This window comes from Pseudoalteromonas sp. NZS71 (assembly GCF_015864715.1).
Taxonomy (GTDB): domain Bacteria; phylum Pseudomonadota; class Gammaproteobacteria; order Enterobacterales; family Alteromonadaceae; genus Pseudoalteromonas; species Pseudoalteromonas arctica.
The window spans coordinates 87,386-111,323 of the sequence record NZ_JADYWS010000018.1 but is presented as its reverse complement, the minus strand read 5'-3'; the positions used below and the strand labels follow the sequence as shown (position 1 = coordinate 111,323).

Here is a 23,938-nt window from a genome sequence, read left to right as displayed (position 1 = left end):
GGGATGGAGCAGTCTGGTAGCTCGTCGGGCTCATAACCCGAAGGTCGTCGGTTCAAATCCGGCTCCCGCAACCAATTCTACTAGTAGGTATTACCTTACTAATTTATATCGCGCATTCTAAGTAATGCGCGTTTTGCGTTTTAGACTATGTAGTTTAATTAGGTCAGTTTACTGACTCGCAACCAAGCTTGGCCCTAGGCCACACAGTTTTATGCTTTATTGGTGTGACGCCCCGCTTGGTTCGGGGCGTTGTTGTATCTGCACCTTGCGATTTGTGGCAATTGTCATCAAATTAAAACTTAAACTCAGTATTTTAGGGCTATAAGCCCTTTTTTTGTTTGTATGGAGGATTTTCGTGACAAAACTTGAACAAGATTTAGTAACCATGTTAACGCCTGCGGTAGAAATGTTAGGCTTTGAATTGCATGGTCTTGAATTTGTGCAAGCGGGTCGCCATTCTACCTTAAGAGTATATATTGCTCATGAGGATGGGATCTCAGTTGATAACTGTGCGGATGCAAGTCGCCAAATTAGTGCGATTTTAGACGTCGAAGACCCAATTACAAATGAATATGATTTGGAAGTATCGTCTCCTGGTGTTGATCGTCTATTATTCAAACAAGATCACTACGAGCAGGCGCAAGGAGAGGAAGTACGCGTGCGTACTAAACTTCCACAGGATGGTCGTCGTAATTTTAAAGGCGACTTAGTAGCAGTTAGCAGCGATATGATCACACTATCTAGCGATGGTGCAGAGCATCTGATCATGCTTAGTAACATCGAACGTGCGAATTTAATCGCGAAGTTTTAAATTCGAGTGCGAAGGAATAGGGCAAGCGAGGCATTACCCATGGCAAAAGAGATATTATTGGTTGCTGAAGCCGTTTCCAATGAGAAAGCGGTTCCAAAAGAAAAGATTTTTGAAGCTCTAGAGTTCGCTTTAGCGACAGCTACAAAGAAAAAACACGATGGCGAAATTGAAGTACGCGTAGCAATTGACCGTAAAACCGGTGATTACGATACGTTCCGTCGTTGGCAGATTGCCGCTGTATTAGAAGATGGTTCTTTAGAGAACCCATACAGCGAAATCACTCTAGAAGCAGCACAGGTTGAAGAACCTGATTTGCAAATGGGTGATTATGTTGAAGAGCAAATCGACTCAATCAAATTTGACCGTATTACAACACAAATGGCTAAGCAAGTTATCGTACAAAAAGTACGTGAAGCTGAGCGCGCTTTAGTTGTTGAAGCATACAAAGATCAAGAAGGCGAGCTGGTAACGGGTGTTGTTAAAAAAGCAACTCGCGATGCAATCGTACTTGATTTAGGTAACAACGCAGAAGCGGTAATTTATCGTGATGACATGTTACCACGTGAAAACTTCCGCCCGGGTGACCGTATCCGTGGTCTTTTATATGAAGTTAAGCCTGAAGCACGCGGTGCACAATTATTTGTAACGCGCTCTAAACCTGAAATGCTAATGGAATTATTCCGCATTGAGGTGCCAGAAATTGGCGAAGAGATGATTGAATTACGTGCAGCAGCACGTGATCCAGGTTCACGCGCTAAAATTGCTGTTAAATCTAACGACAAACGCATTGACCCAATTGGTGCATGTGTTGGTATGCGTGGCGCACGAGTTCAGGCTGTATCGTCAGAACTTGGCGGTGAGCGTGTTGATATCGTACTTTACGATGACAACCCGGCACAATTTGTTATCAATGCAATGGCGCCAGCAGAAGTTGCTTCAATCGTAATGGATGAAGACACTCACTCAATGGATATCGCTGTAGAAGCAGATAACCTAGCGCAAGCAATTGGTCGTAATGGTCAAAACGTTCGTTTAGCAAGTCAGTTAACTGGCTGGGAACTAAACGTAATGACTGTTGAAGACATGCGTACTAAAAATGAAGCTGAATCTGATAAGTTACTTAACTTATTCACTGAAAATTTAGAAATTGATGATGAGTTTGCATCATTACTTATCAACGAAGGTTTCTCGACACTTGAAGAAGTGGCGTATGTACCAGCGTCTGAATTTTTAGAAATTGATGGTCTTGATGAAGAGACTGTAGATTTACTGCGCTCACGCGCAAAAGATGCATTGACAACTAAAGCACTTAAAACGGAAGAAAGCTTAGATGGCGCAGAGCCAGCTGAAGACTTACTTGCGCTTGAAGGTTTAGAGCGTCACTTAGCATTTGTTATGGCAAGCAAGGGTGTTGTTACACTTGAAGACTTGGCAGAGCAAGGTATTGACGAATTAGTTGATATCACAGAACTTTCATCTGAAAAAGCGGGTGAACTGATTATGGCTGCACGAAACATTTGTTGGTTTGCAGACGAGTAATTTATTAACGGAGGTATTACACACTATGGCAGAAGTAAATGTTGAAAAACTAGCCGGCGATATAGGTACGACTGTTGATAAATTGCTACAGCAGTTTTCACAAGCAGGTATCACTAAGCAAGCAACTGATAACGTAACAGAAGCTGAAAAAGCAACGTTACTTGATCATTTAAGCAAGCATCATGGCGGTACAGGTTCAGATGGCCCAGCGCGTATGACTTTACAACGTAAGAGCAAAAGCACTTTAAGTGTTACGGGCTCTACTGGTAAAGCAAAAGATGTTCAAGTTGAAGTTCGCAAAACACGTACTTACGTGAAGAAAAGCGCAATGGAACAAGAACAAGAGCAAGCTCGCTTAGCTGCTGAAGAAAAAGTGCGTCTTGAAGAGCAGCAAAAAGCTGACCAAGAAGCCGCAGAATTAAAAGCGAAACAAGAGGCAGAACGCAAAGCGAAAGAAGAAGCCGACCGTAAAGCCAAAGAAGAAGCTAAACGCAAAGCTGATGCAGAGCGTAAAGCGAAACAAAAGCAGATGACCCCAGAGCAAAGTGCTAAGTCTGAGAAAGATCGCATAGAAGCTGAGCGTCTGCAAAAAGAAGCAGAAGAGGCCGCATTGAAGAAAGCTGAAGAAGAAGCGAAACGTCAAGCAGAAGAAGCAAGAAAGCTAGCTGAAGAAAACTCGGCACGCTGGAAGAAAGAAGAAGAAGAACGTAAGAAACGCGAAGAAACAGCGGATCACCATCTTACGACTTCTACTTATGCACGTGAAGCAGAAGATGTTGCCGATGCTCGTGATGAGCAAGGTACACGCCGTGCTAAGAAAAAGAAAAAAGCGCCAGCAAAAGATAAATTTGCAGCGTCAAGAGGCCGTAACAAGTCTAAGTTAAAAGCACCTGCATCATTACAACATGGTTTCCAAAAACCAACTGTTGATGTTAAAAATGAAGTGCGTATTAGCGAAACAATTACAGTAGCTGAGCTTGCATCACGCATGGCCGTTAAAGGCGCTGAAGTTGTTAAAACAATGATGAAAATGGGTGACATGGTTACTATTAACCAAGTGATTGACCAAGAAGCTGCACAATTAGTTGCAGAAGAAATGGGTCACAAGGTTATCATTGTTAAAGAAAACGAATTAGAGCAAACAGTACTTAATGACCGCCACGAAGATGGTAAGTCAGAGCCACGTGCTCCAGTAGTAACTGTAATGGGTCACGTTGACCATGGTAAAACATCAACTCTTGATTACATTCGTTCTGCGAAGGTTGCTTCTGGCGAAGCCGGTGGTATTACACAGCATATTGGTGCATACCATGTTGATGTAAACGGTCACATGATCACCTTCTTAGATACACCAGGACATGCTGCATTTACTTCAATGCGTGCTCGTGGTGCTAAAGCGACTGATATCGTAATCCTAGTAGTTGCAGCAGATGATGGCGTTATGCCACAAACTAAAGAAGCGGTACAGCATGCTCGTGCAGCTGGCGTTCCTTTAATCATCGCAGTAAACAAAATGGATAAAGAAGGCGCAGATCCAGATCGTGTTAAAAACGAACTTGCTGTACTAGACGTTATTCCAGAAGAATGGGGCGGCGATACGCAGTACGTTCATATCTCAGCTAAAACTGGCTTAGGTATTGACGACCTTCTTGAAGCAGTATTGAACCAATCTGAACTTCTAGAGCTTTCTGCACCTACTGAAGGTATGGCGGCTGGTGTTGTTATTGAATCTCGTCTTGATAAAGGCCGTGGTCCAGTAGCATCAGTACTTGTTCAATCTGGTACGCTTAACCAAGGTGACATTGTATTATGTGGTCTTGAGTATGGCCGTGTTCGTGCAATGCGCGATGAAAACGGTAAAGACATTAAGTCAGCTGGTCCATCTATTCCAGTTGAGATTTTAGGTCTTTCTGGTATTCCAGCTGCAGGCGACGAAGCGACTGTAGTTAAAGATGAGCGTAAAGCGCGTGAAGTTGCTTTATACCGTCAAGGTAAGTTCCGCGATGTTAAACTAGCACGTCAGCAAAAAGCTAAGCTTGAAAACATGTTTACTAACATGACTGAAGGCGATGTTTCTGAAGTTAACGTGGTACTTAAAGCAGACGTTCAAGGTTCTATCGAAGCAATCTCTGATTCACTAACTAAACTTTCTACTGATGAAGTGAAAGTGAAGATTGTTGGTTCAGGTGTTGGTGGTATTACCGAAACTGATGCAACACTAGCTGCAGCGTCTAACGCAATTGTAGTTGGCTTTAACGTTCGTGCTGATGCTTCAGCTCGTAAAGTTATCGAGACTGAAAACTTAGACCTACGTTACTACAGCGTAATCTACAGCTTGATTGACGAAGTTAAACAAGCAATGTCAGGTATGCTAGCGCCAGAGTTTAAACAAGAAATCATTGGTCTTGCTCAAGTTCGTGACGTATTCAAGTCTCCAAAAATTGGCGCAATCGCTGGTTGTATGGTTACTGAAGGTGTTATTAAACGTAGCGCTCCAATCCGTGTACTACGTGAAAACGTTGTTATCTATGAAGGTGAACTTGAGTCACTTCGTCGCTTTAAAGACGATGTTGCTGATGTTCGTAACGGCATGGAATGTGGTATCGGCGTTAAGAACTACAATGACGTACGTGTTGGTGACCAAATCGAAGTATTCGAAACAGTTGAAGTACAACGTACTCTATAATTGTTACTAGGGAGTATTGAACGCTCAGGTTAACGCCGGACGTTCTACACACCCTACGCTAAGATTTTAAATGGGGGCTTAGCCCCCATTTGCATATCCATTATTTAGTTAACTTATTATTTAATTTCAATAAGTTATTATTTTAGGACAAGTATAATGAGAGAATTTTCTCGCACTGATCGTGTTGCACAGCAAATCCAAAAAGAGATTGCTGTAATTTTACAACGCGAAATTAAAGATCCACGCTTAGGTATGGTGACAGTGTCAGCGGTAGAAGTATCGCGCGATTTATCTTATGCCAAAATTTTCATTACTGTGTTTAACACACAAGATGAAGACGCAGCAAAGCAAAGCGCAAAAGTACTTAATGAAGCAACGGGCTATATTCGCTCGTTACTTGGTAAGCGTATCCGTGCACGTATAATGCCTGAGTTAAAGTTTGTAGTTGATAACTCATTAATGGAAGGTATGCGTATTTCTAACTTAGTGGATTCTATTATCCGCGAAGATAACGCAAAGCATGTAGATGAAGACGTAGAAAGTGTTGATGCTGCTGATGTTTCAGATAGCGAAGAAGGTACTGATCACGTAGACGATACAGATAGCGAAGAAGGCACTGATACAGATGGCAAAGCGCAGTAAAGGCCGTGCAGTTGACGGTATTTTGTTGTTAAACAAACCTGAAGGCATTTCATCAAATAAAGCATTACAGCAAGCAAAAAGTGTTTATTTTGCGCAAAAAGCTGGGCACACAGGTGCTTTAGATCCACTTGCTACAGGTATGCTGCCAATTTGTTTTGGTGAAGCGACTAAGTTTACGCAGTTTTTACTCGATACAGATAAAACCTATATAGTTCGTGCACAACTGGGTGAGCGTACAACAACATCAGATTCTGATGGCGAAATTGTTAGCACTAAAGATGTGAACGTTACGCGTGAACAGCTAACAAAAGAAATAGCTGCTTTTGTTGGTGAGTCTGAACAATATCCGTCAATGTACTCAGCTCTTAAGTACCAAGGTAGACCGTTATATAAGTACGCGCGCGAAGGTATTGAAGTTCCTCGTAAATGCAGAAAAATAAACGTGTTTAGCTTATCGTTTGACGAATTTGATGAGCAAAGCAATGTATTACAAATGACGGCCCATGTATCTAAAGGGACCTACATTCGTACTATCGTTGATGATTTAGGCGAAAATCTAGGCTGTGGCGCACACGTTATTATGCTCCACAGAACCGCTGTTGGTCAGTATCCGGCAGATAAAATGGTCTCGCTTGATGAGATTGAAACGTTGCTTGCTAAAGCGAAAGAAGAAGAGCTTGCGCCTTCAACTTATTTAGACTCGCTATTGCTACCAATTGATACTGCTTTAACTGATTTACCCGTTGTTGAAATTACAAAAGAACAAGGGGGAATTTTTAGTCACGGGCAAGCTGTAGAATTATCAATCGCTTTACCTGATGGTGCAATTAAAGTTGTTGCGGATAATATATTTATTGGTACTGGTGAGCGCAACTCAAACGGTCATTTAAAGGTTAAACGTGGTCTTGCTAGTCAGCAAGACGATTACGTGAAGCCTGAATAAGCAACTAATGTGCCTAACGGTGGCTTATTAGTTGTAGTTGGGGATAATTAGCTTGTAGTTATTCCTACAGTTGGTAGAATACGCCCGCTTAATCGTTTTGGCTGAATTAGTGATCGGCTAAGACACCTTTTAAATTTAATTTTTGGAGTTACTATGTCACTAAGCAATCAAGAAAAAATCGATATCATTGCTAAATTTGCACGTGCAGAAGGCGATACAGGTTCATCAGAAGTACAAGTAGCATTACTTACTTTTGACATCAACAAGCTTCAAGGTCACTTTGCTGATCACAAGCATGACTTCCACTCACGTCGTGGTCTGCTTCGTAAAGTAAGCACTCGCCGTAAACTACTTGATTACCTTAAAGGTAAAGACATCACTAGTTATACTGCGTTAATCAAAGAACTTGGCCTACGTCGCTAAGAACTAGATTATAGAAAAAGGAGCTTTTTAGCTCCTTTTTTTGTGCCTAAAATTTGTGTTTGAAAATAAAACAAATATATAAACCTATTGAATTATATTGTAAAACTCCTATTTCATAGCTTATCAAGCATCGTTGTATTTACCCACTCATTAGCCCAGCTTAAATCTAGTAGCTAGACTCGCATTTTGAAGCAGCTTTGGTATATACTATGCGCGTAGGTAAAAAGGTTTATCTACGCTTATTCACATCATTGCCAATTGTAGTACTTAATTGATTTCCAACTGAATACAATTATGTACTGTAATTGGTACTTTGATGACAACTTATTAGAATACATTTAAGGAATATTTTAAGTGCAAGCAATTATTAAAGAATTCAAACTAGGTCAACATACAGTGACTCTAGAAACTGGTGCAATCGCTCGTCAAGCAGACGGCGCTGTACTTGCAAGCATTGGCGACACTTCAGTTTTAGTAACTGTTGTTGGTAAGCGTGAAGCACAACCTGGCCAAGACTTTTTTCCACTAACAGTTAACTACCAAGAGCGTATGTATGCTGCTGGTCGTATCCCAGGTGGTTTCTTAAAGCGTGAAGGTCGTCCTAACGATGGCGAAACACTTATTGCACGTCTTATTGACCGTCCAATTCGTCCACTTTTCCCAAGCGGTTTTGTAAACGAAGTACAAGTTATTGCTACTGTTGTTTCTGTTAACCCTGAAATCCAACCTGATATGGTTGCGATGATTGGTACTTCAGCAGCACTTGCTATCTCTGGTATCCCGTTCAGTGGTCCAATTGGTGCATCTCGCGTTGGTTACATCAACGGCGAATACGTACTTAACCCTACATTAAAAGAGCTTGAAGAAAGCCAACTTGATTTAGTGGTAGCCGGTACTGATAAAGCGGTACTTATGGTTGAATCAGAAGCTAACGTACTTGCAGAAGACGTAATGCTTGGCGCTGTTGTATATGGTCATGAGCAATCTCAAGCGATCATCACTGCAATCGAAGAATTTAAAGCAGAAGCAGGCAAGCCTACTTGGGATTGGACTGCACCAGCTAAAAACGTTGCACTAGAAGATAAAGTTGCAGCAATTGCTGCTGATAAAGTAGGCGCAGCTTACTTAATCACTGATAAAGTAGCGCGTAAAGAAGCACTTGGCGTAGCTAAAGATGAAGTTGTTGCAGTGTTAACAGCTGAACTTGCTGAAGGCGAGTCTTTAGATAAGCAAGAAATTGGTAAAATCTTCGGTTCACTTGAGAAGAAAATCGTTCGTGGCCGTATCGCTTCTGGCGAAAAACGTATCGATGGTCGTGAACCAGATATGATTCGTGCACTAGATGTAATGACTGGCGTATTACCGCGTACTCACGGTTCTGCTATCTTTACTCGTGGCGAAACTCAAGCGTTAGTAACAGCTACACTTGGTACAGAACGTGATTCACAGTTAATCGACGATTTAACTGGTACTCATAAAAACCACTTTATGCTTAACTACAACTTCCCTCCATTCTGTGTAGGTGAAACTGGTTTTGTTGGTTCTCCTAAGCGTCGTGAAATCGGCCATGGTAACCTTGCTAAGCGTGGTATTGCTGCTGTAATGCCAACATTGACTGAATTCCCATATTCAATCCGTGTAGTATCTGAAATCACTGAATCAAACGGTTCATCTTCAATGGCTTCTGTATGTGGTACTTCACTTGCACTTATGAATGCCGGTGTACCAATTAAAGCGTCTGTTGCCGGTATTGCGATGGGTCTAGTTAAAGAAGACGATAAATTCGTTGTTCTTTCTGACATCTTAGGTGATGAAGATCACTTAGGTGACATGGACTTTAAAGTTGCTGGTACAGCTGCAGGTATCACTGCACTTCAAATGGATATCAAAATCGAAGGTATCACTCAAGAAATCATGCAAATTGCGCTTAAACAAGCAAAAGCTGCACGTTTACATATCTTAGAAGTGATGGACGAAGCAATTTCTGCTCCTTCTGAAGAGCTATCAATGTTTGCTCCTCGCATATACACAATGAAAATCCCACAGAAGAAAATCGCTGAAGTTATCGGTAAAGGTGGCGCAACTATTCGTCAGCTTACTGAAGAAACTGGTACAACGATTGAAATCGGTGACGACGGTACAATTAAAATTGCCGCTACTGATGGCGAAAGTGCAGCTAATGCAATTAGCCGTATTGAGCAATTAACAGCTGAACTTGAAGTAGGTACTATCTACGAAGGTAAAGTTGTACGTATTGTTGATTTCGGTGCGTTTGTAAACATTCTTCCTGGTAAAGATGGTCTAGTACATATTTCTCAAATTAGTACTGAGCGCGTTAATAACGTGGCTGATCACCTTTCTGAAGGTCAAGAAGTTAAAGTTAAAGTACTAGAAGTAGATCGCCAAGGCCGTGTACGTCTAAGTATTAAAGAAGCAATGGAATCAGCAGCACCTGCAGCTGACGCGCCAACTGACGCGTAATTGTTAACTTATTAATCTAGTTATATTAGCTAGATGATAAAAAAAGGGGCTGTTTAGCCCCTTTTTTTATGCTTTAATGAAACCTTATTGGACAAGGTCTGTCTTATATTAATCGCGATATATCTTGGTATTAAGGATTTTAATGATACTCAAACATTTAGCTTTGGCATCTTTTGCTATTTTGTCTTTAAGCGCTTGCCAAACTACAACAGAATCAGAACCAACCCCGATTGTTAATGTGCCATTTACTGCACCTTTAGCCTCTGACTTTAGAAGTGAAATTGCTATTGCACGCTACTCAGAGTTATTGAATAGGGCTGACTTAAGCGAAGAGCAACAAGCTAAGCTTTATTACGACCGTGGTGTACTTTTTGATAGTCTAGGTATGACCACTCTTTCGCGTATTGATTTTAACCGCGCAGTAAAACTTAAGCCTGATTTAGCTGAAGTGTATAATTTTTTAGGTATTCAACATACGCTTATGCAGCAGTATGAAAAAGCCTATGAGTTTTTCGATTCAGCTCTAGAACTTGATGAAGAGCATGAATACGCCTATTTAAATCGAGGAATTGCACTGTATTACGGCGATAGAGCTGGCCTTGCTAAAAATGACTTTAACGAGTTTTTAGCCCGTTCTCCTAACGATCCGTACCGTGTTTTATGGGTTTATTTAGCCCAGGCACACGAGGATAAAGTAACCGCACTTGATGCACTTAAACAAAATGCGACTGCGCTTGATGATTCGCAATGGGCGTATCAGTTAATTTCTCTTTATACGGGCGATATGAGTGAACATGCATTTTTATCAGGCATTAGTGATGGTGTTAGAACTGAGCAAGAATATGCGCAGCGTTTATGTGAAGCTTATTTTTACCTAGCTAAAATGCATCAAGCAGCGGGTGAGCTTTATTTAGCATCCGATTATTTTAGGCTTGCGCTTGCGACTAACGTGCACGAGTTTATTGAATATAAATATGCGCGTTTAGAACTTGAGTTGATGGAAGGTGTTGACGCAAGTTAAGCGTTTTAAATTAATAGGTGTATTACTATGTTGTTTGTTAATTACAGGCTCGAGTAATCACCTTGGCGCTATTGGCTTTTGGCATGTTTTAAATACAAAAGCCAATGTTCTACAAAGTTATTGGAATTCACCAGCTTATTTTTCTGATCACCTAGAGCAGTTACCAAAGACCTCTTTAGCTATACTTGCTCGCAGTAAAATTTCCTCAGCACAATATATGTATTCTCTTAAACTTATTAAAAGCAGTCAGAGTGATACTGCAAAACAATTTTGGCTCTCAGCTATAAATGACTTAACAATCCCAGAGCGTAAAATATTAGCAACAAAGTTACTTGAGCAATCACGTTGGAGCGATTTAGAGTTACTCGCTAGTAAAAACAAATTACCAGCAGGGGATGTGCTAAATCATCTAAAACTTCAGTTAAAAACACCACAGAGTAAAATATCTACCGCGTTTATCCACGATCTTGGTTTTTCATCTTTAAAAAATATAAGTAAGCCTAATAAGCAATGTATGTTTAACGTGCTGACTATGAGCGATCATCGTAGTGGCTTATATAAACTTACAGAGTTTATTAATGCTTATAATAAACAACCAGAGCCCCGTGAAAATATTTTTTGCTTTTCAAAACCAGTTTACGTTGCAGGTATGCTTGAGTGCAAAAGTAGTACTAGTCAAATAGCAAAGTGTGACTGGCAATTATCTAAACTTAATAGCCAGCTTCCTAACAATTTTGATTTTATAGTGATGATGCCTAAAGATGGAACGGCTAATGTCACGAAGGGAACAATGCTAATAAACTCAAAAGCAAAATACAGTATATTTTTGCATGAGCTGATGCATTTTAACGGTTTTGAAGATGAATACGCTTTGCCTAAAACTAAGCAAGCATGGTTGTGTGCAAAAACGGGTTTTGTTGCACCTAATTTATTTATTTCTCATGGTGAGTCGCCGCCAACAGGTTGGCATAAAGCAAAGAGTTGCCAGGTAGGGGGTATTGCTTATAAACCTAGTGAAAATTGGTCTATTATGCAATATCAGCAGTTAGGGCTCTCAGCGCAGTATAGACAACTTTGGTTGAAACATTTAGATATGACCAATGGTAACTTTCATCATCACCCTGGCGCGCTTACATTTGCAAATAAGGCCATATTAAATTAACAATTATCAGTATTAATTAATTGTTTTTTTAGGCTTAATAAATTGTTAGTTCTTGTTTAAAAAACACCCATATAGAACCGCTTTTTATAGACAAAATCAGTGTTTTTCAGTATAACTATAGTCATTAATGTCGTTTAAAAACAGGCAGTAAAAGCATCACTTAGTATTAAAAAGAGATGCCCTGATAAACTTATGATAATAAAAGGCCCTACATTATGACTTTGCTCTGGATACCCTTGTTATCCTTAATTGGCAGTGTTATTTCTGCATGCACAGGTAAGTTATCTCGCAATTTAAGCACTAGTTTAACGGCTCTTGCGCCTTTGACGGCTTTGGGGATTACTCTATACCATGCACCTGCCGTTTTAGCGGGCGAAACCATTCGTTATTCTTTAGCTTGGATCCCGTCAATAGGACTCGATTTATCTCTGCGGTTAGACGGCCTCAGTTTATTGTTTATGTTTATGATTTTAGGCATAGGCTTGCTCGTTATCCTCTACACGCGTTACTACCTAAGCGCTAATGACTCAATGGCTAAGTTATATAGTTACTTAATGCTATTTATGACTGCAATGCTTGGTATTGTTATGTCTAACAACGTCATTCAACTGTGGTTGTTTTGGGAATTAACGAGCATCAGCTCATTTTTATTAATTAGTTTTTGGTGGCATAAATCAGAAGCGCGAAAAGGCGCACGTATGGCGCTTGCTGTAACAGGCGCGGGCGGCTTAGCGTTACTTGCTGGATTGATGCTATTAGGTGATATTGTTGGTAGTTACGACCTAGATGTTATTCTAGCGAGTAAAGCAATAATTCAATCTCATGATTTATACGAAGTAGCATTGGTATTGGTGCTACTGGGTGCGTTTACTAAATCGGCACAATTTCCATTTCACTTTTGGCTTCCTCATGCAATGGCAGCGCCTACGCCAGTAAGCGCGTATTTACACTCTGCGACGATGGTAAAAGCCGGTATATTTTTGTTAGCACGTTTTCATCCTGCTTTAGCTGGCACCGATACGTGGTTCTTGCTCGTTGGGTTAACGGGTTTAGCTACGTTGTTGTTTGGTGCTTATATAGCATTATTCAAACACGACTTAAAAGGCTTGTTAGCCTATTCAACAATAAGCCATTTGGGTTTAATAACGCTATTACTCGGACTTGATACTGAGCTTGCGACTGTTGCTGCTATTTTTCATATAATTAACCATGCAACGTTTAAAGCGTCGTTATTTATGGCCGTTGGTATTATTGATCACGAAACGGGCACGCGCGATATGCGTAAATTAAATGGTATGTGGCGATACTTACCATACACTGCAACGCTTGCGATGGTCGCGGCGGCTGCAATGGCAGGAGTTCCTTTACTAAATGGCTTCTTGTCTAAAGAAATGTTTTTTGCAGAAACGCTACACCAGCAAGTGCTTGGTTCTATGTCGTGGTTAATTCCAGTACTGGCAACTGTTGCAGGTGCATTAGCTGTTGCGTACTCAGCACGCTTTATTCATGACGTGTTTTTTAATGGTGAACCAATTGATTTACCTCGTACGCCGCATGAGCCACCGCGCTATATGCGTGTACCAATAGAAATACTCGTTGTGATTTGTTTGTTAGTGGGTATGTTCCCGCACTTTACAATTGATGGCATTTTATCTGCGGCGTCTTTAGCTGTACTTGGAAAAGAAATGCCAGTGTACGAATTGGCTATCTGGCATGGGTTTAACTTGCCTCTACTAATGAGTGCGATGGCGATTGCTGGCGGCTTATTTATTTATATTAATCGTAAATATCTATTTCAATTTCAAGCATCGTTACCACCTTTAAACGCTAAAAAAACGTTTGAACGTGTGATATTAAGCGTTATTGCTTGGTGTCAGTCAAAGGTAAGCAGTACAGAAAATGGATCGCTGCAGCGCTACCTTGTAATTATGTTAGCGGTGGTATTACTGTGTGCGGGTTGGCCATTATTTGAAATGCAACAACTTGCCGGAAGCATGCCACTTACCCCTGTTGATGTGCACAATGCAATTGGTGCAGGCTTATTGATTATTGGTGCTCTTGCTACCGTTATTTGGCATCGCTCTCGCATGGTGTCGCTATTAATGCTCTCAATTGTAGGATTAATGGTGTCGGTTGTATTTACACGCTTTTCTGCTCCAGATTTAGCGCTTACGCAGCTAACTGTTGAGGTTGTTACTATTATTTTACTTATGCTGGCATTGTTTTTCTTGCCTCAGCATACGCCAAAAGAATCAAGTTCATTACGCGTACTTCGAGACTTAGCAATAGCCTCTACACTAGGTGTAGTGATAGCGAGTATTTGTTATGCATTACTTACACGCCCGCTAGATTCAATCTCAGACTTCTTTATTGCTAACGCTAAAATTGGTGGCGGTGGTACTAACGTAGTTAACGTTATTTTAGTCGACTTTAGGGGCTTTGATACGCTTGGTGAAATTACCGTATTAGGCATTGCCGCATTAGGTATATTTAAAGTACTTTCTCGAATCCCATTATTTATGCCAGCGAGCGACAGCGAAGGGCGCCCATGGGCTAAAGAACGTCATCCAATATTACTGGCGAGTATTTCACAAAGTTTATTACCGCTTGCGTTATTAGTTTCTGCATATATTTTCTTACGTGGACATAACTTACCTGGTGGTGGCTTTATTGCAGGACTGGTAACGTCAATCGCGTTTATTTTGCAATACATGGCGCATGGTACAGCATGGATAAACGAACGCTTTGATGTTAATTATCGCAAAATTATAGCTTCAGGCATTGGTATTTCTTTGTTTACAGGTGTGGGTAGTTGGTTCTTCGATAAGCCATTTTTAACAACTTGGTTTGACTACTTTGATATTCCGTTTGTCGGTAAAACAGAGCTTGCCAGCGCGATTGCATTTGACCTAGGTGTTTACTTAACTGTTGTAGGCGCTACGTTAATGATTTTAGCAAGCTTAGGTAATATGACAGCAGATACCCAGAAAAAAGAGGTAAATATTTAATGGAATTATTGTACGCATCTTGCGTTGGAGTATTGGTCAGTTGCGGTGTGTTTTTACTGCTAAGAGCTCGTACGTTCCCTGTAGTACTTGGGCTTACTATGATTTCATACGCTGTTAACTTATTTTTGTTTTCAGCAGGTCGCCTTACTATTAATAAAGCGGTAGTACTTGGTACTGGCACAGAATACGCCGATCCTCTACCTCAAGCATTAGTACTAACTGCAATAGTGATTGGTTTTGCGATGACCGCATTTGTGGTTATTTTGGCAATACGTGGGCGCGCCGATTTAGGTAGTGACCATGTTGATGGTTATGTGCCTAACACCTCTGCAGATAATAAGGAGCAAAAATGATCCAACATTTAGCTTCGCTACCTATTTTATTACCTATGTTGACGGCAGTTATTTTATTGCTGCCGCCATGTGGTAAAAGCGTCAAAATTCGCCGCTTAGTTTCAATTGTAATGGCAATAGCTACTTTTGCCATTAGTGTGCTTTTACTTGTACATATTAATAATACGGGTATTAATGTTTACGCTATTGGTAATTGGTCTGCACCATTTGGGATAGTCTTAGTCGCTGATATGCTATCTACCTTATTGGTTACGTTAACTTCACTTTTAGGTTTGGGCGCTATTTTATATGGTAGTGCTGGCGATGATGAAAAGGGCAGCTTTTATCATCCACTTGTTCATTTTTTAATATTGGGTGTAAATGGCGCGTTTTTAACTGGCGATTTATTTAACCTATTTGTATTTTTTGAAGTGTTACTGATTGCATCATATGCACTGTTAATGCACGCAGGTGATAAACAAAACACTCGTGCGGCACTGCAATATGTAATATTAAATTTAGTTGGCTCAAGCGTATTTTTAATCGGTTTGGGTATTTTGTACGGTGTACTTGGTACGCTTAATATTGCAGATATGGCGCAAAAAGTATCACAGCTTTCGGGAGATGATGTATACCTAGCAAAAGCAGGTGGTTTATTACTATTAATTGTATTTGCTTTAAAGGCCGCACTATTACCTCTGCATTTATGGCTTCCAAATACGTATTCAAGCGCTAAACCTGTGGTTGCTGCATTGTTTGCGATTATGACCAAAGTAGGCGTTTACGCCATGCTTCGTGTTTACACGGTGATATTTGGCGAACAAGCAGGAGCGCTTGAACATATGGCGCAGCCTTGGCTTTGGGGCTTAGCAATTGCCACCATTATAGTGGGTGCCATTGGTGTTATGGCAGCGCAAGACTTACGTAAACTCACCTCTAACTTAGTATTAGTATCGGTAGGTACGTTAGTTGCGCTAATTGCATTGCAAAATGTAAATGCCACTGCTGCACTTTTATATTATTTAGTGCATTCAACACTTGTTAGTGCTGCACTGTTTTTACTAGCAGACTTAGTTTCAATCCAGCGCGGTAAAGTTGGTGATAGGCTAGTAGCGGGTCGCTCTGTTAAACAACCATTTTTATTAGGTGTGTGCTTTATTGTTGCGGCATTAACTGTAGTTGGTATGCCGCCACTATCAGGCTTTGTAGGTAAAATTTGGATACTTAAAGCCACATTAAATAGTGAGCAAGCTTTACTATTTTGGCCTGTATATTTAGTAACAAGCTTTGCGTTATTGGTAGCGCTTTCGCGTGCTGGCACGACCTTGTTTTGGGAGCATAAAAGTAAAAATAGCGAAAACGCAGATTGTGCAAATGCACACCCGTTGCAGGTAATTGTAATTATAGGTTTACTTGCGTGTTCGCCATTGCTCGTTATTTTTGGCGGACCAATAAGTGAATACATGCTAGGTGCTGCTACTCAGTTACATGATATAAGCGGCGGTATTAATGCTGTACTTAAAGGAGGCATGTGATGAGATTACAAGCCCGTTTTCGTTGGTTACCAACGCCATTTCGTAGCTTATTTTTGTTTATGGTTTGGCTATTGTTAAATAATAGCGTGTCGGTAGGGCACTTAGTATTAGCGACTATTTTTGCAATACTTATCCCAATATTAAGTTTTTCGCTTCGCGAGCCTCAGCCACTAATTTTAAAGCCGGGCTTGGCTCTTAAGCAGTTGCTTATTGTGCTGTACGATATTGTCGTAGCAAATTTACAAGTGGCTTTACTTATACTTGGGCCATCTAAAAATTTGCGTCCGGCATTTATAAAAGTACCGATAGATTTAACTCATGATATGCCAATTACCATATTGGCCAGTAGTGTATCGCTTACACCCGGTACAGTGAGTGCAGAGGTTTACCCAATTGCTGAATCGTTACCTGAGGGTGAAGAGCCAACACAACGCTACTTATTAATACATGTGCTTGACCTTAAAGATGAAGAAGCACTTATCAAACAAATAAAACAACGCTACGAAGCTCCACTAAAGGAGATATTTCAATGTTAGACACCGTATTACTCATTGTTTTTTCGATGATTGGCTTATCATTATTGCTTAATTTATGGCGATTGATCATTGGTCCATCAGTGCCTGATCGTGTTTTAGCGCTCGATACAATGTACATTAACGTCATTGCACTGATTATTTTATATAGCATTAGTATGGATACAGGGCTTTATTTTGAAGCTGCACTGCTTATTGCCATGCTAGGTTTCATAAGTACAGTTGCAGTGTGTAAGTATTTACTACGTGGCGATATAATTGAATAAGGTGAAAACATGATCAGCGAATGGGTTGTATCAATATTATTGTTATTTGGTGGTACGTTTATTTTAATTGGCTCAATAGGCTTAGTTAAACTACCTGACTTTTTTATGCGTTTGCATGGGCCAACTAAAGCAACAACGTTGGGTATGGCAAGTATGCTAATTGCAGCTATGGTTTATTTTGCAAATTCAGGGCATGGCCTAAGTGTTAAAGAAATACTCATTACTATATTTTTACTAATTACGGCACCGATTAGTGGCTACATGCTAATAAAGTCAGCTATTCATCATAAGCTAAAAGCCAAAGAAGGCACTAAAGGCCTAGATAATGTAGAAGACGATTAACATAAAAATATATTTATAAAAGGCCGAATAAATTCATTTTATTCGGCCTTTTTAGTGACTGCTTGTACCCTTTACAAGACTAATTAATAATGTAACTATAAAACGATTATTTATATGAAAGGATATTATTATGGGTAAGGTACTACTTTTATCATTACTGATTTTTTCTAGTAGTTTGTATGCTGAACAAAATATTAAGCAGCAAAAAATAGATGAACTTATTAGTGTAATGAATTTAGATTCAATGGTTGACTCTATGTACGGCCAGGTTGAAGGTATGATGAAAGGCATGTCAGACCAAATGGGCGTTAAGCCTTCTGAACAGGCAATTTTTGATAAGTACTACAGCGACATGACGACGGTATTAAAAACCGAAATGAGCTGGGCCAAAATGCAGCCGATGATGATTAGCGTGTACGACAAACATTTTAGTGAGCAAGAAATTGCCGATATGTTAGCGTTTTATAAAACAGATACAGGGCAAAAAATACTTGAAAAAATGCCTGTTGTAATGCAAGAGTCTATGCAAATGTCACAAAGCTTAATGAAAGATGCTATGCCTAAAATACAAACTTTAGCGCAGCAACTAAGCGACGAATTAGAGCAAAGCCGTAGCGAATCAAACTAGGGCAGCGCATGTTTGGTATTTATGCTGCGTTATCGCCTATTTATGGGGAATAACCACACTACATAGGCTCTGCCTTGCCTAAAGACCAAACAGTCTGCTGTAAATTAAACCACCAATGATCAACACGCCCTTAGATTAATACGCGCCTTACTTAGGCGCTTCTCTCCTGAATTACACCCCCTCCAGATAATACACGCCCGATATCAGCTTAAGTTAATTATGTTTGTGTCATTATATCAATGAGCAACAATACTTAATCAATTTGAGGGATTAAATTCTGCGTTAACAGCGTTAAAAAATTTCTGATATACGAATGCATGGATGCAGAAGCAATTAGTGATAGCAACTAAATAACGAAACCTTTGCCTTGTTATCAACACTATTTTCTTGTCTTAAATTGGTTACTTAATTAAGCGAATTGGTATTATTTTATTAGTTTTAAAATAGTCATTGACCTATGTGTTGCACCTAGGTTTATTATGAAGCTACTGAAACACGACGGAGCTAAATTATGTATGTTAAACAACTCGCCAAGTTAATGGGCGTGACTGCCGATACTGTTCGTCATTACACACGTGTTGGGTTACTTTATCCAATACGCAGTGAAGAAAATGGCTATCAAGAGTATACAAAGCAAGACCAGCAGCGTTTAAAGTTTATTATTAGCTCTCGTCAACTTGGTTTTTCACTCAAAGATATTCAACACATTATAGGCGAGTCAGAGCAGGGGAATTGTCCTTGTCCGTTAACGCGTAAACTCATTACTAAACGCCTAGAAGAAACCGAAGCACTATTTCAAGAAACATTAAAATTACGAAACAGAATGCATGCAGCTCTGGAGCAATGGGATACATCAGCCGATGGTGCAAATGCCAGTGACGTGTGTAGTTTAATAGAATCTTTTGTTGATCCAATAAACGATTCTGCAAATAAGGAGCAGCGTAATGACGACTAATACAAAAGACACCGCGCAAAACTTTATTATTGAAGGCGCTAATTGCGGCAGTTGTGTGGCTAAAATTGAAAAAGCCCTTAATAGCGTGCAAGGCGCGCAAAACGTGGAAATGAACTTTGCTGAGCGTACTGTCCGTGTAGAAGGTAAAGCCCGCGAAAGCACGCTTATTAAAGCAGTCGAAAACATTGGTTATTCAGCTAAGCCAATGAGTAACGAGTCTGATCAAGATGCACTTGATGAAAAAGCAAAGTCGGACGAGGCACATTACAAAAAGCTAATGCGTAATATGATATTAGCGTTAGGGGTCGGTGCACCGTTAATGATATACGGGCTTATTTTTGACATGAGTGTGACCACCGACACACAACGAATAGCATGGTTTTTAGTGGGTATAGTCACGCTTGTGGTTATGGCTATATCAGGTAAACAATTTTACAACGGTGCATGGCAGGCATTCAAAAACCATGCTGCCAATATGGATACATTAATAGCGCTTGGTACAGGTACTGCGTGGTTGTATTCAATGTTTGTGGTAATAGCACCAAACTTATTACCACAAGTCGCAAGACACGTATATTTTGAAGCGTCATCGATGATCATCGGTTTAATTAGTTTAGGGCTCGCTTTTGAAGTAAAAGCACGTGGGCGCACCTCACAAGCAATTAAACGCTTAATTGGCCTGCAACCAAAAACTGCACGCGTAATTCGCGATGGGCAAGAGCAAGACATCGACATTAGTGATGTGGTAAAAAATGATGAAGTACGCGTACGCCCGGGTGAAAAAATCCCTGTGGATGGCGATGTTATTGAAGGCAGCAGTACGGTTGATGAGTCAATGCTTACTGGTGAGCCAATGGCCGTCCGCAAAAAAACGGGCGATAAAGTTGTTGCCGGAAGTATTAACAAAAGTGGCACTTTATTATTTAAAGCCACGCACATTGGTAGCGAAACCACACTTGCCAATATTATCAATATGGTAAAGCGTGCACAAAACTCTAAGCCATCAATAGGGCGCTTAGCTGATGTTATATCAGGAATATTTGTACCAACAGTTATGATTATTGCAGTACTTGCGGGCCTTGCATGGTTAAACTTTGGACCTGAGCCATCAATTGCCTATGCCGTTGTTGCGGTAACCACTGTACTTATTATTGCTTGTCCTTGTGCGCTAGGACTCGCAACCCCTATGTCGGTTATGGTGGGTATTGGTAAAGCCGCAGAGTCAGGAATATTAATTCGAAATGGTGAGTCGCTGCAAACAACATCTAAAATTACCACCATGATTTTAGATAAAACAGGCACTATTACTCAAGGCACACCGCAAGTTACCGATGTAGTTACGTTTAATAACAGTGATGAAAATACAGTAATGCAACTTGTTGCAAGCCTTGAAAGTAGCTCAGAGCATCCACTGGCAGAAGCAATTACGGCATACGCTAAAAAGCAGGGCTTAGCTTTAAGTAAAGTAGCCGACTTTGATGCCATTACAGGTAAAGGTGTAACTGGCAGTGTTGACGGGCAAACATTGTTGTTTGGCAATAAAGCGCTAATGGATAAATACGATGTAGCCGTTGATGATGCAACCGAGCAAGCTCAAACACTTGCCAGTGATGCTAAAACGCCCATGTATTTTGCAAGTAATAATAAGCTTCAAGCTATTATTGCAGTAGCAGATCCTATTAAAGAGGATTCAGTTGAAGCTATTAAACGCTTGCAAGATAAAGGTATCCACCTAGTTATGCTAACAGGTGACAACAAAGTCACTGCACAAGCCGTTGCTAAACAAGTTGGTATTGATGACTTTATTGCAGAAGTAATGCCCGATGATAAAGTAAACGAAGTAACAAAACGCCAAGCAAACGGTGAAATAGTGGGTATGACAGGTGACGGTATTAACGATGCCCCCGCACTTGCGCAAGCAGATGTAGGGTTTGCAATTGGCACTGGTACCGATGTTGCAATAGAAAGTGCAGACATTACCTTAATGCGTGGTTCGTTACATGGCCTTGCTGATGCAATTGCAGTGAGTAATGCAACTATTTCAAATATTAAACAGAACCTATTTGGTGCCTTTATTTATAACGTGGCGGGTATTCCGATTGCAGCCGGCGTGTTGTATCCATTTTTTGGAATACTACTTAACCCTGTTGTTGCCGGTGCAGCTATGGCACTTTCATCGCTTACAGTGGTAAGTAACGCTAATCGCTTACGTTTTTTCAAACCAAATAAATCGTAATTTAAGCTAAGGAGTACATTATGTTGATGATTAATATAGGTGGTGCACTGTTAATAGCCGCAATTATTTATTGGTTTTGGCTATACAAACCAGAGCAAACACAAAGTGATGACAACAAAGTAACGATAGTCGTTGATAACGGTGTTTATAAGCCAGGACACATTAAAGTGGCAGCCAACAAAGAGGTTGTACTTACCTTTGATAGAAAAGACAGCGCGCCGTGCGCCGAAACAGTGGTATTTCCACAGCTTGATATAAGTAAAACTCTGGCAATGGGTGATGGCAATACAGTTAAACTACCCGCGCTTGAAGCCGGTGAGTATGACTTTCATTGCCAAATGCAAATGTATAAGGGCAAGCTAGTTGCTCAGTAACCTGAACTAAGTAGGTGTTGGGGTCGTATAGTTGCCTTATAAAAGTTACGAGTAAGAGTCGCTATATTAAATGAATAAATTAAACCCTAAAAAATTATTGAATAGTAAATGGACCGCAACACCTTCTATAAATAAAGAAAAACACTTCATTATTGTTGAGGTAGAATTTGATGAAGATGGCAATGTAATTGAGTGTATTACCGAGGCTGTTATGTCAAAAAATCAATATCCAATTAGTTGGCGAGATTTAAAAGATAACCAAAAGTGGCTACAAGGGTGGAAGTAGTTCAAATCTATATACTTTACCTCCCACTAGGGCGTGTTGATCTTTGTGGATTGAAATTTGTTCAAACTAGGGGCGATTAAATCGCGGCGCGAGGTTTGTAACCTAGTGGGCTAAGTAAAAACCGAGCAACAAAGAGTTGATCGTCCCTAGAAAGAACCCAAAGGGCAGTGCATGTTTGGTATTTATGCTGCGTTATCGCCTATTTATGGGGAATAACCACACTACATAGGCTCTGCCTTGCCTAAAAACCAAACATACTGCTGCAAATTCACCCACCAAAGATCAACACGCCCTAATAGCGGCACATTTGCAGATAGCTGGAACACGATATAGGTTTGCTTAACTCAAGCGAACCTATATTTTACGGTGCATTAAGTTATGAACTCAATGCTATAACTTAGCTCATATATCACATTCTTTCTGAGTAATTCGCCATTTGGCAACAAAACAGTTAATTTCAAAATATCCTTTAAAAATTTTTATAATAAATCTCAAAAATAATGTAACTGACTAATTATAAATGAATTAATTTTTTAATAGCCGCGAATAAATCCTATGCTACTTCCATGTTCATATTCAGTTTATTTTGAAGACTAACCCAAACGCCCCCCTTATTGGCTTTTTAGCAAAAGTGTGTCTTTTTAATTAAATTTAACTAATTGATTTATAATGGCTTATTGTTTTTAGTTAAATGGCTGTTGCTAAATAGCAACAATAAGACCTCCCCAAATTAAGCTTCTCTCGTTTTATGTCGTTTAACTCATTGTTTTTAAATAATAAATAAAAAGTGGCACCGAAGTTGTTATACCTAGAGTGTATTAAGCAAAACGTGATGAAAGCCAAAGGCCTTAGTCGCAACAACCCAATGAAGGAATACTATTATGAAAACATTTCAATCAACACTAGTACTAATGGCGCTAGCTTCTTCATCAGCGGCTTTTGCAGCAACAGATTTTGATACGCTAGACGTAGATGGTAATGGCGCAATCAGCCAAGCCGAAGCATCAGTGGATGCTGAGCTTTTAAGCAAGTTTGAAGAACTCGATACAAACCAAGATGGTGAGCTATCTGAAGATGAGTTTTCTAAGGCCTAAAATTAAAGCCTTAAGCAGTTAATGCTCTGTAATGTTATCTAAATTCTGAGTTGCCAAAGACAACCTAAGTAGGCAAGGGAGCCTACTAAAAAGAATAACCAGGAAGTGACTAGAGAGCACTATAGAGCAAATTTATTTGGGACACCGCATACTATTGAAGGATTAAATTATGAAAAAGCTATAATCAACATTTGTACTTATGGCTATTGTTTCTTCGTCAGTAGTATTTGCAAACACAGACTTTGAAACACTCGACGCAGACGACAACGCTTCAATTAGTCGCTCTGAGGAATCGGCGCAAGTGATAGAGCAATTTGACGAGCTGAATGTTCAAAGTAGCGGTGGTCCGACAGAAAATGATTTTTTTGAATATTAATTTATAAACACTTTACTCCTAAAGGATCTTTGAAAAGGACTTCTTACCTCTAATCAGGTCACCCCTAATCAGGCTCAAAGCCTAAGGAAACGATTATGAAAACACTACACAAAACTTTAGGGCGTATTGATCTTTGTGGATTGAAATTTGTTCAATCTAGGGGAGATTAAATCGCGGCGCGAGGTTTGTAACCTAGTGGGCTAAGTAAAAACCGAGCAACAAAGAGTTAATCGTCCCTAGAAAGAACCCAAAGGGCAGCGCATGT

General features: G+C 40.1%; 22 protein-coding genes. All 22 read left to right on the top strand.

Annotated elements, in window-relative coordinates:
• Positions 1–355: 355 nt before the first annotated feature.
• The 22 genes from rimP (at position 356) to I6E85_RS13195 (ending at position 23,673) form a co-directional block, all read left to right on the top strand.
• Positions 356–811 carry a ribosome maturation factor RimP gene (gene rimP, locus I6E85_RS13300; protein ID WP_002958482.1) on the top strand — a complete coding sequence of 152 codons (456 nt, stop codon included), beginning with the start codon at positions 356–358 and terminating at the stop codon, positions 809–811.
• A gap of 39 nt (positions 812–850) precedes the next feature.
• Positions 851–2,350, top strand: a complete 1,500-nt coding sequence (nusA, locus tag I6E85_RS13295; RefSeq protein ID WP_007585502.1) for a transcription termination factor NusA — start codon at positions 851–853, stop codon at positions 2,348–2,350.
• Positions 2,351–2,375: 25 nt separating this feature from the next.
• Positions 2,376–5,036: a translation initiation factor IF-2 gene (gene infB, locus I6E85_RS13290; protein WP_007585504.1), complete on the top strand. Its 2,661-nt coding sequence runs from the start codon at positions 2,376–2,378 to the stop codon at positions 5,034–5,036.
• A 156-nt stretch (positions 5,037–5,192) separates the two neighbouring features.
• On the top strand, positions 5,193–5,678 hold the full coding sequence (gene rbfA, locus I6E85_RS13285) for a 30S ribosome-binding factor RbfA (protein ID WP_007585506.1): 486 nt from the start codon (positions 5,193–5,195) through the stop codon (positions 5,676–5,678).
• Complete coding sequence (gene truB, locus I6E85_RS13280; RefSeq protein ID WP_197237002.1) at positions 5,662–6,621, top strand: tRNA pseudouridine(55) synthase TruB; 960 nt, start codon at positions 5,662–5,664, stop codon at positions 6,619–6,621. The genes rbfA and truB overlap by 17 nt, the downstream gene beginning before the upstream one ends.
• A gap of 153 nt (positions 6,622–6,774) precedes the next feature.
• Positions 6,775–7,044, top strand: coding sequence for a 30S ribosomal protein S15 (gene rpsO, locus I6E85_RS13275; RefSeq protein WP_007585509.1), 270 nt, complete (start codon positions 6,775–6,777; stop codon positions 7,042–7,044).
• Between the two features lie 354 nt (positions 7,045–7,398).
• On the top strand, positions 7,399–9,525 hold the full coding sequence (gene pnp, locus I6E85_RS13270; RefSeq protein ID WP_007585511.1) for a polyribonucleotide nucleotidyltransferase: 2,127 nt from the start codon (positions 7,399–7,401) through the stop codon (positions 9,523–9,525).
• A 142-nt stretch (positions 9,526–9,667) separates the two neighbouring features.
• Positions 9,668–10,546, top strand: coding sequence for a lipoprotein NlpI (nlpI, locus tag I6E85_RS13265; RefSeq protein WP_024608885.1), 879 nt, complete (start codon positions 9,668–9,670; stop codon positions 10,544–10,546).
• The gene (locus I6E85_RS13260; RefSeq protein ID WP_024608884.1) at positions 10,533–11,708 is read left to right on the top strand and encodes a hypothetical protein; all 1,176 of its coding nucleotides are present in this window, start codon (positions 10,533–10,535) and stop codon (positions 11,706–11,708) included. Before nlpI ends, I6E85_RS13260 begins: the two co-directional genes overlap by 14 nt.
• Before the next feature lie 215 nt (positions 11,709–11,923).
• Positions 11,924–14,716 (top strand): monovalent cation/H+ antiporter subunit A, encoded by a 2,793-nt coding sequence (locus I6E85_RS13255; protein WP_024608883.1) that lies wholly within the window; start codon positions 11,924–11,926, stop codon positions 14,714–14,716.
• Positions 14,716–15,069, top strand: coding sequence for a Na+/H+ antiporter subunit C (locus tag I6E85_RS13250; protein ID WP_010554685.1), 354 nt, complete (start codon positions 14,716–14,718; stop codon positions 15,067–15,069). Before I6E85_RS13255 ends, I6E85_RS13250 begins: the two co-directional genes overlap by 1 nt.
• Positions 15,066–16,583 carry a monovalent cation/H+ antiporter subunit D gene (locus tag I6E85_RS13245; RefSeq protein ID WP_101164004.1) on the top strand — a complete coding sequence of 506 codons (1,518 nt, stop codon included), beginning with the start codon at positions 15,066–15,068 and terminating at the stop codon, positions 16,581–16,583. The genes I6E85_RS13250 and I6E85_RS13245 overlap by 4 nt, the downstream gene beginning before the upstream one ends.
• A complete protein-coding gene (locus tag I6E85_RS13240; RefSeq protein WP_007585523.1) occupies positions 16,583–17,119 on the top strand; it encodes a Na+/H+ antiporter subunit E in 537 nt (178 codons plus the stop codon). Before I6E85_RS13245 ends, I6E85_RS13240 begins: the two co-directional genes overlap by 1 nt.
• Positions 17,113–17,382: a K+/H+ antiporter subunit F gene (locus tag I6E85_RS13235; protein WP_007378493.1), complete on the top strand. Its 270-nt coding sequence runs from the start codon at positions 17,113–17,115 to the stop codon at positions 17,380–17,382. Before I6E85_RS13240 ends, I6E85_RS13235 begins: the two co-directional genes overlap by 7 nt.
• A 9-nt stretch (positions 17,383–17,391) precedes the next feature.
• On the top strand, positions 17,392–17,724 hold the full coding sequence (locus I6E85_RS13230; protein WP_007585525.1) for a Na+/H+ antiporter subunit G: 333 nt from the start codon (positions 17,392–17,394) through the stop codon (positions 17,722–17,724).
• A 130-nt stretch (positions 17,725–17,854) separates the two neighbouring features.
• Complete coding sequence (locus tag I6E85_RS13225) at positions 17,855–18,352, top strand: DUF2059 domain-containing protein (protein WP_024591619.1); 498 nt, start codon at positions 17,855–17,857, stop codon at positions 18,350–18,352.
• Positions 18,353–18,863: 511 nt separating this feature from the next.
• The gene (locus I6E85_RS13220; protein ID WP_024591618.1) at positions 18,864–19,307 is read left to right on the top strand and encodes a MerR family transcriptional regulator; all 444 of its coding nucleotides are present in this window, start codon (positions 18,864–18,866) and stop codon (positions 19,305–19,307) included.
• Positions 19,297–21,543 (top strand): heavy metal translocating P-type ATPase, encoded by a 2,247-nt coding sequence (locus I6E85_RS13215; protein WP_101164003.1) that lies wholly within the window; start codon positions 19,297–19,299, stop codon positions 21,541–21,543. Before I6E85_RS13220 ends, I6E85_RS13215 begins: the two co-directional genes overlap by 11 nt.
• A gap of 20 nt (positions 21,544–21,563) precedes the next feature.
• A complete protein-coding gene (locus I6E85_RS13210) occupies positions 21,564–21,917 on the top strand; it encodes a cupredoxin domain-containing protein (RefSeq protein WP_007378488.1) in 354 nt (117 codons plus the stop codon).
• 70 nt (positions 21,918–21,987) lie between these two features.
• Positions 21,988–22,203, top strand: a complete 216-nt coding sequence (locus I6E85_RS13205; RefSeq protein WP_007585532.1) for a TIGR02450 family Trp-rich protein — start codon at positions 21,988–21,990, stop codon at positions 22,201–22,203.
• A gap of 881 nt (positions 22,204–23,084) precedes the next feature.
• The gene (locus I6E85_RS13200) at positions 23,085–23,297 is read left to right on the top strand and encodes a calmodulin (RefSeq protein WP_007585535.1); all 213 of its coding nucleotides are present in this window, start codon (positions 23,085–23,087) and stop codon (positions 23,295–23,297) included.
• 199 nt (positions 23,298–23,496) lie between these two features.
• Positions 23,497–23,673 (top strand): calmodulin, encoded by a 177-nt coding sequence (locus tag I6E85_RS13195; protein WP_231621058.1) that lies wholly within the window; start codon positions 23,497–23,499, stop codon positions 23,671–23,673.
• Positions 23,674–23,938: the final 265 nt, after the last annotated feature.

Coding starts and splice junctions, on each gene's coding strand:
- nusA (WP_007585502.1), top strand. CDS start 851: ATGGCAAAAGAGATATTATTGGTTGCTGAAGCCGTTTCCAATGAGAAA.
- infB (WP_007585504.1), top strand. CDS start 2,376: ATGGCAGAAGTAAATGTTGAAAAACTAGCCGGCGATATAGGTACGACT.
- rbfA (WP_007585506.1), top strand. CDS start 5,193: ATGAGAGAATTTTCTCGCACTGATCGTGTTGCACAGCAAATCCAAAAA.
- truB (WP_197237002.1), top strand. CDS start 5,662: ATGGCAAAGCGCAGTAAAGGCCGTGCAGTTGACGGTATTTTGTTGTTA.
- rpsO (WP_007585509.1), top strand. CDS start 6,775: ATGTCACTAAGCAATCAAGAAAAAATCGATATCATTGCTAAATTTGCA.
- nlpI (WP_024608885.1), top strand. CDS start 9,668: ATGATACTCAAACATTTAGCTTTGGCATCTTTTGCTATTTTGTCTTTA.
- I6E85_RS13255 (WP_024608883.1), top strand. CDS start 11,924: ATGACTTTGCTCTGGATACCCTTGTTATCCTTAATTGGCAGTGTTATT.
- I6E85_RS13250 (WP_010554685.1), top strand. CDS start 14,716: ATGGAATTATTGTACGCATCTTGCGTTGGAGTATTGGTCAGTTGCGGT.
- I6E85_RS13245 (WP_101164004.1), top strand. CDS start 15,066: ATGATCCAACATTTAGCTTCGCTACCTATTTTATTACCTATGTTGACG.
- I6E85_RS13240 (WP_007585523.1), top strand. CDS start 16,583: ATGAGATTACAAGCCCGTTTTCGTTGGTTACCAACGCCATTTCGTAGC.
- I6E85_RS13235 (WP_007378493.1), top strand. CDS start 17,113: ATGTTAGACACCGTATTACTCATTGTTTTTTCGATGATTGGCTTATCA.
- I6E85_RS13230 (WP_007585525.1), top strand. CDS start 17,392: ATGATCAGCGAATGGGTTGTATCAATATTATTGTTATTTGGTGGTACG.
- I6E85_RS13225 (WP_024591619.1), top strand. CDS start 17,855: ATGGGTAAGGTACTACTTTTATCATTACTGATTTTTTCTAGTAGTTTG.
- I6E85_RS13220 (WP_024591618.1), top strand. CDS start 18,864: ATGTATGTTAAACAACTCGCCAAGTTAATGGGCGTGACTGCCGATACT.
- I6E85_RS13215 (WP_101164003.1), top strand. CDS start 19,297: ATGACGACTAATACAAAAGACACCGCGCAAAACTTTATTATTGAAGGC.
- I6E85_RS13210 (WP_007378488.1), top strand. CDS start 21,564: ATGTTGATGATTAATATAGGTGGTGCACTGTTAATAGCCGCAATTATT.
- I6E85_RS13205 (WP_007585532.1), top strand. CDS start 21,988: ATGAATAAATTAAACCCTAAAAAATTATTGAATAGTAAATGGACCGCA.
- I6E85_RS13200 (WP_007585535.1), top strand. CDS start 23,085: ATGAAAACATTTCAATCAACACTAGTACTAATGGCGCTAGCTTCTTCA.
- I6E85_RS13195 (WP_231621058.1), top strand. CDS start 23,497: ATGGCTATTGTTTCTTCGTCAGTAGTATTTGCAAACACAGACTTTGAA.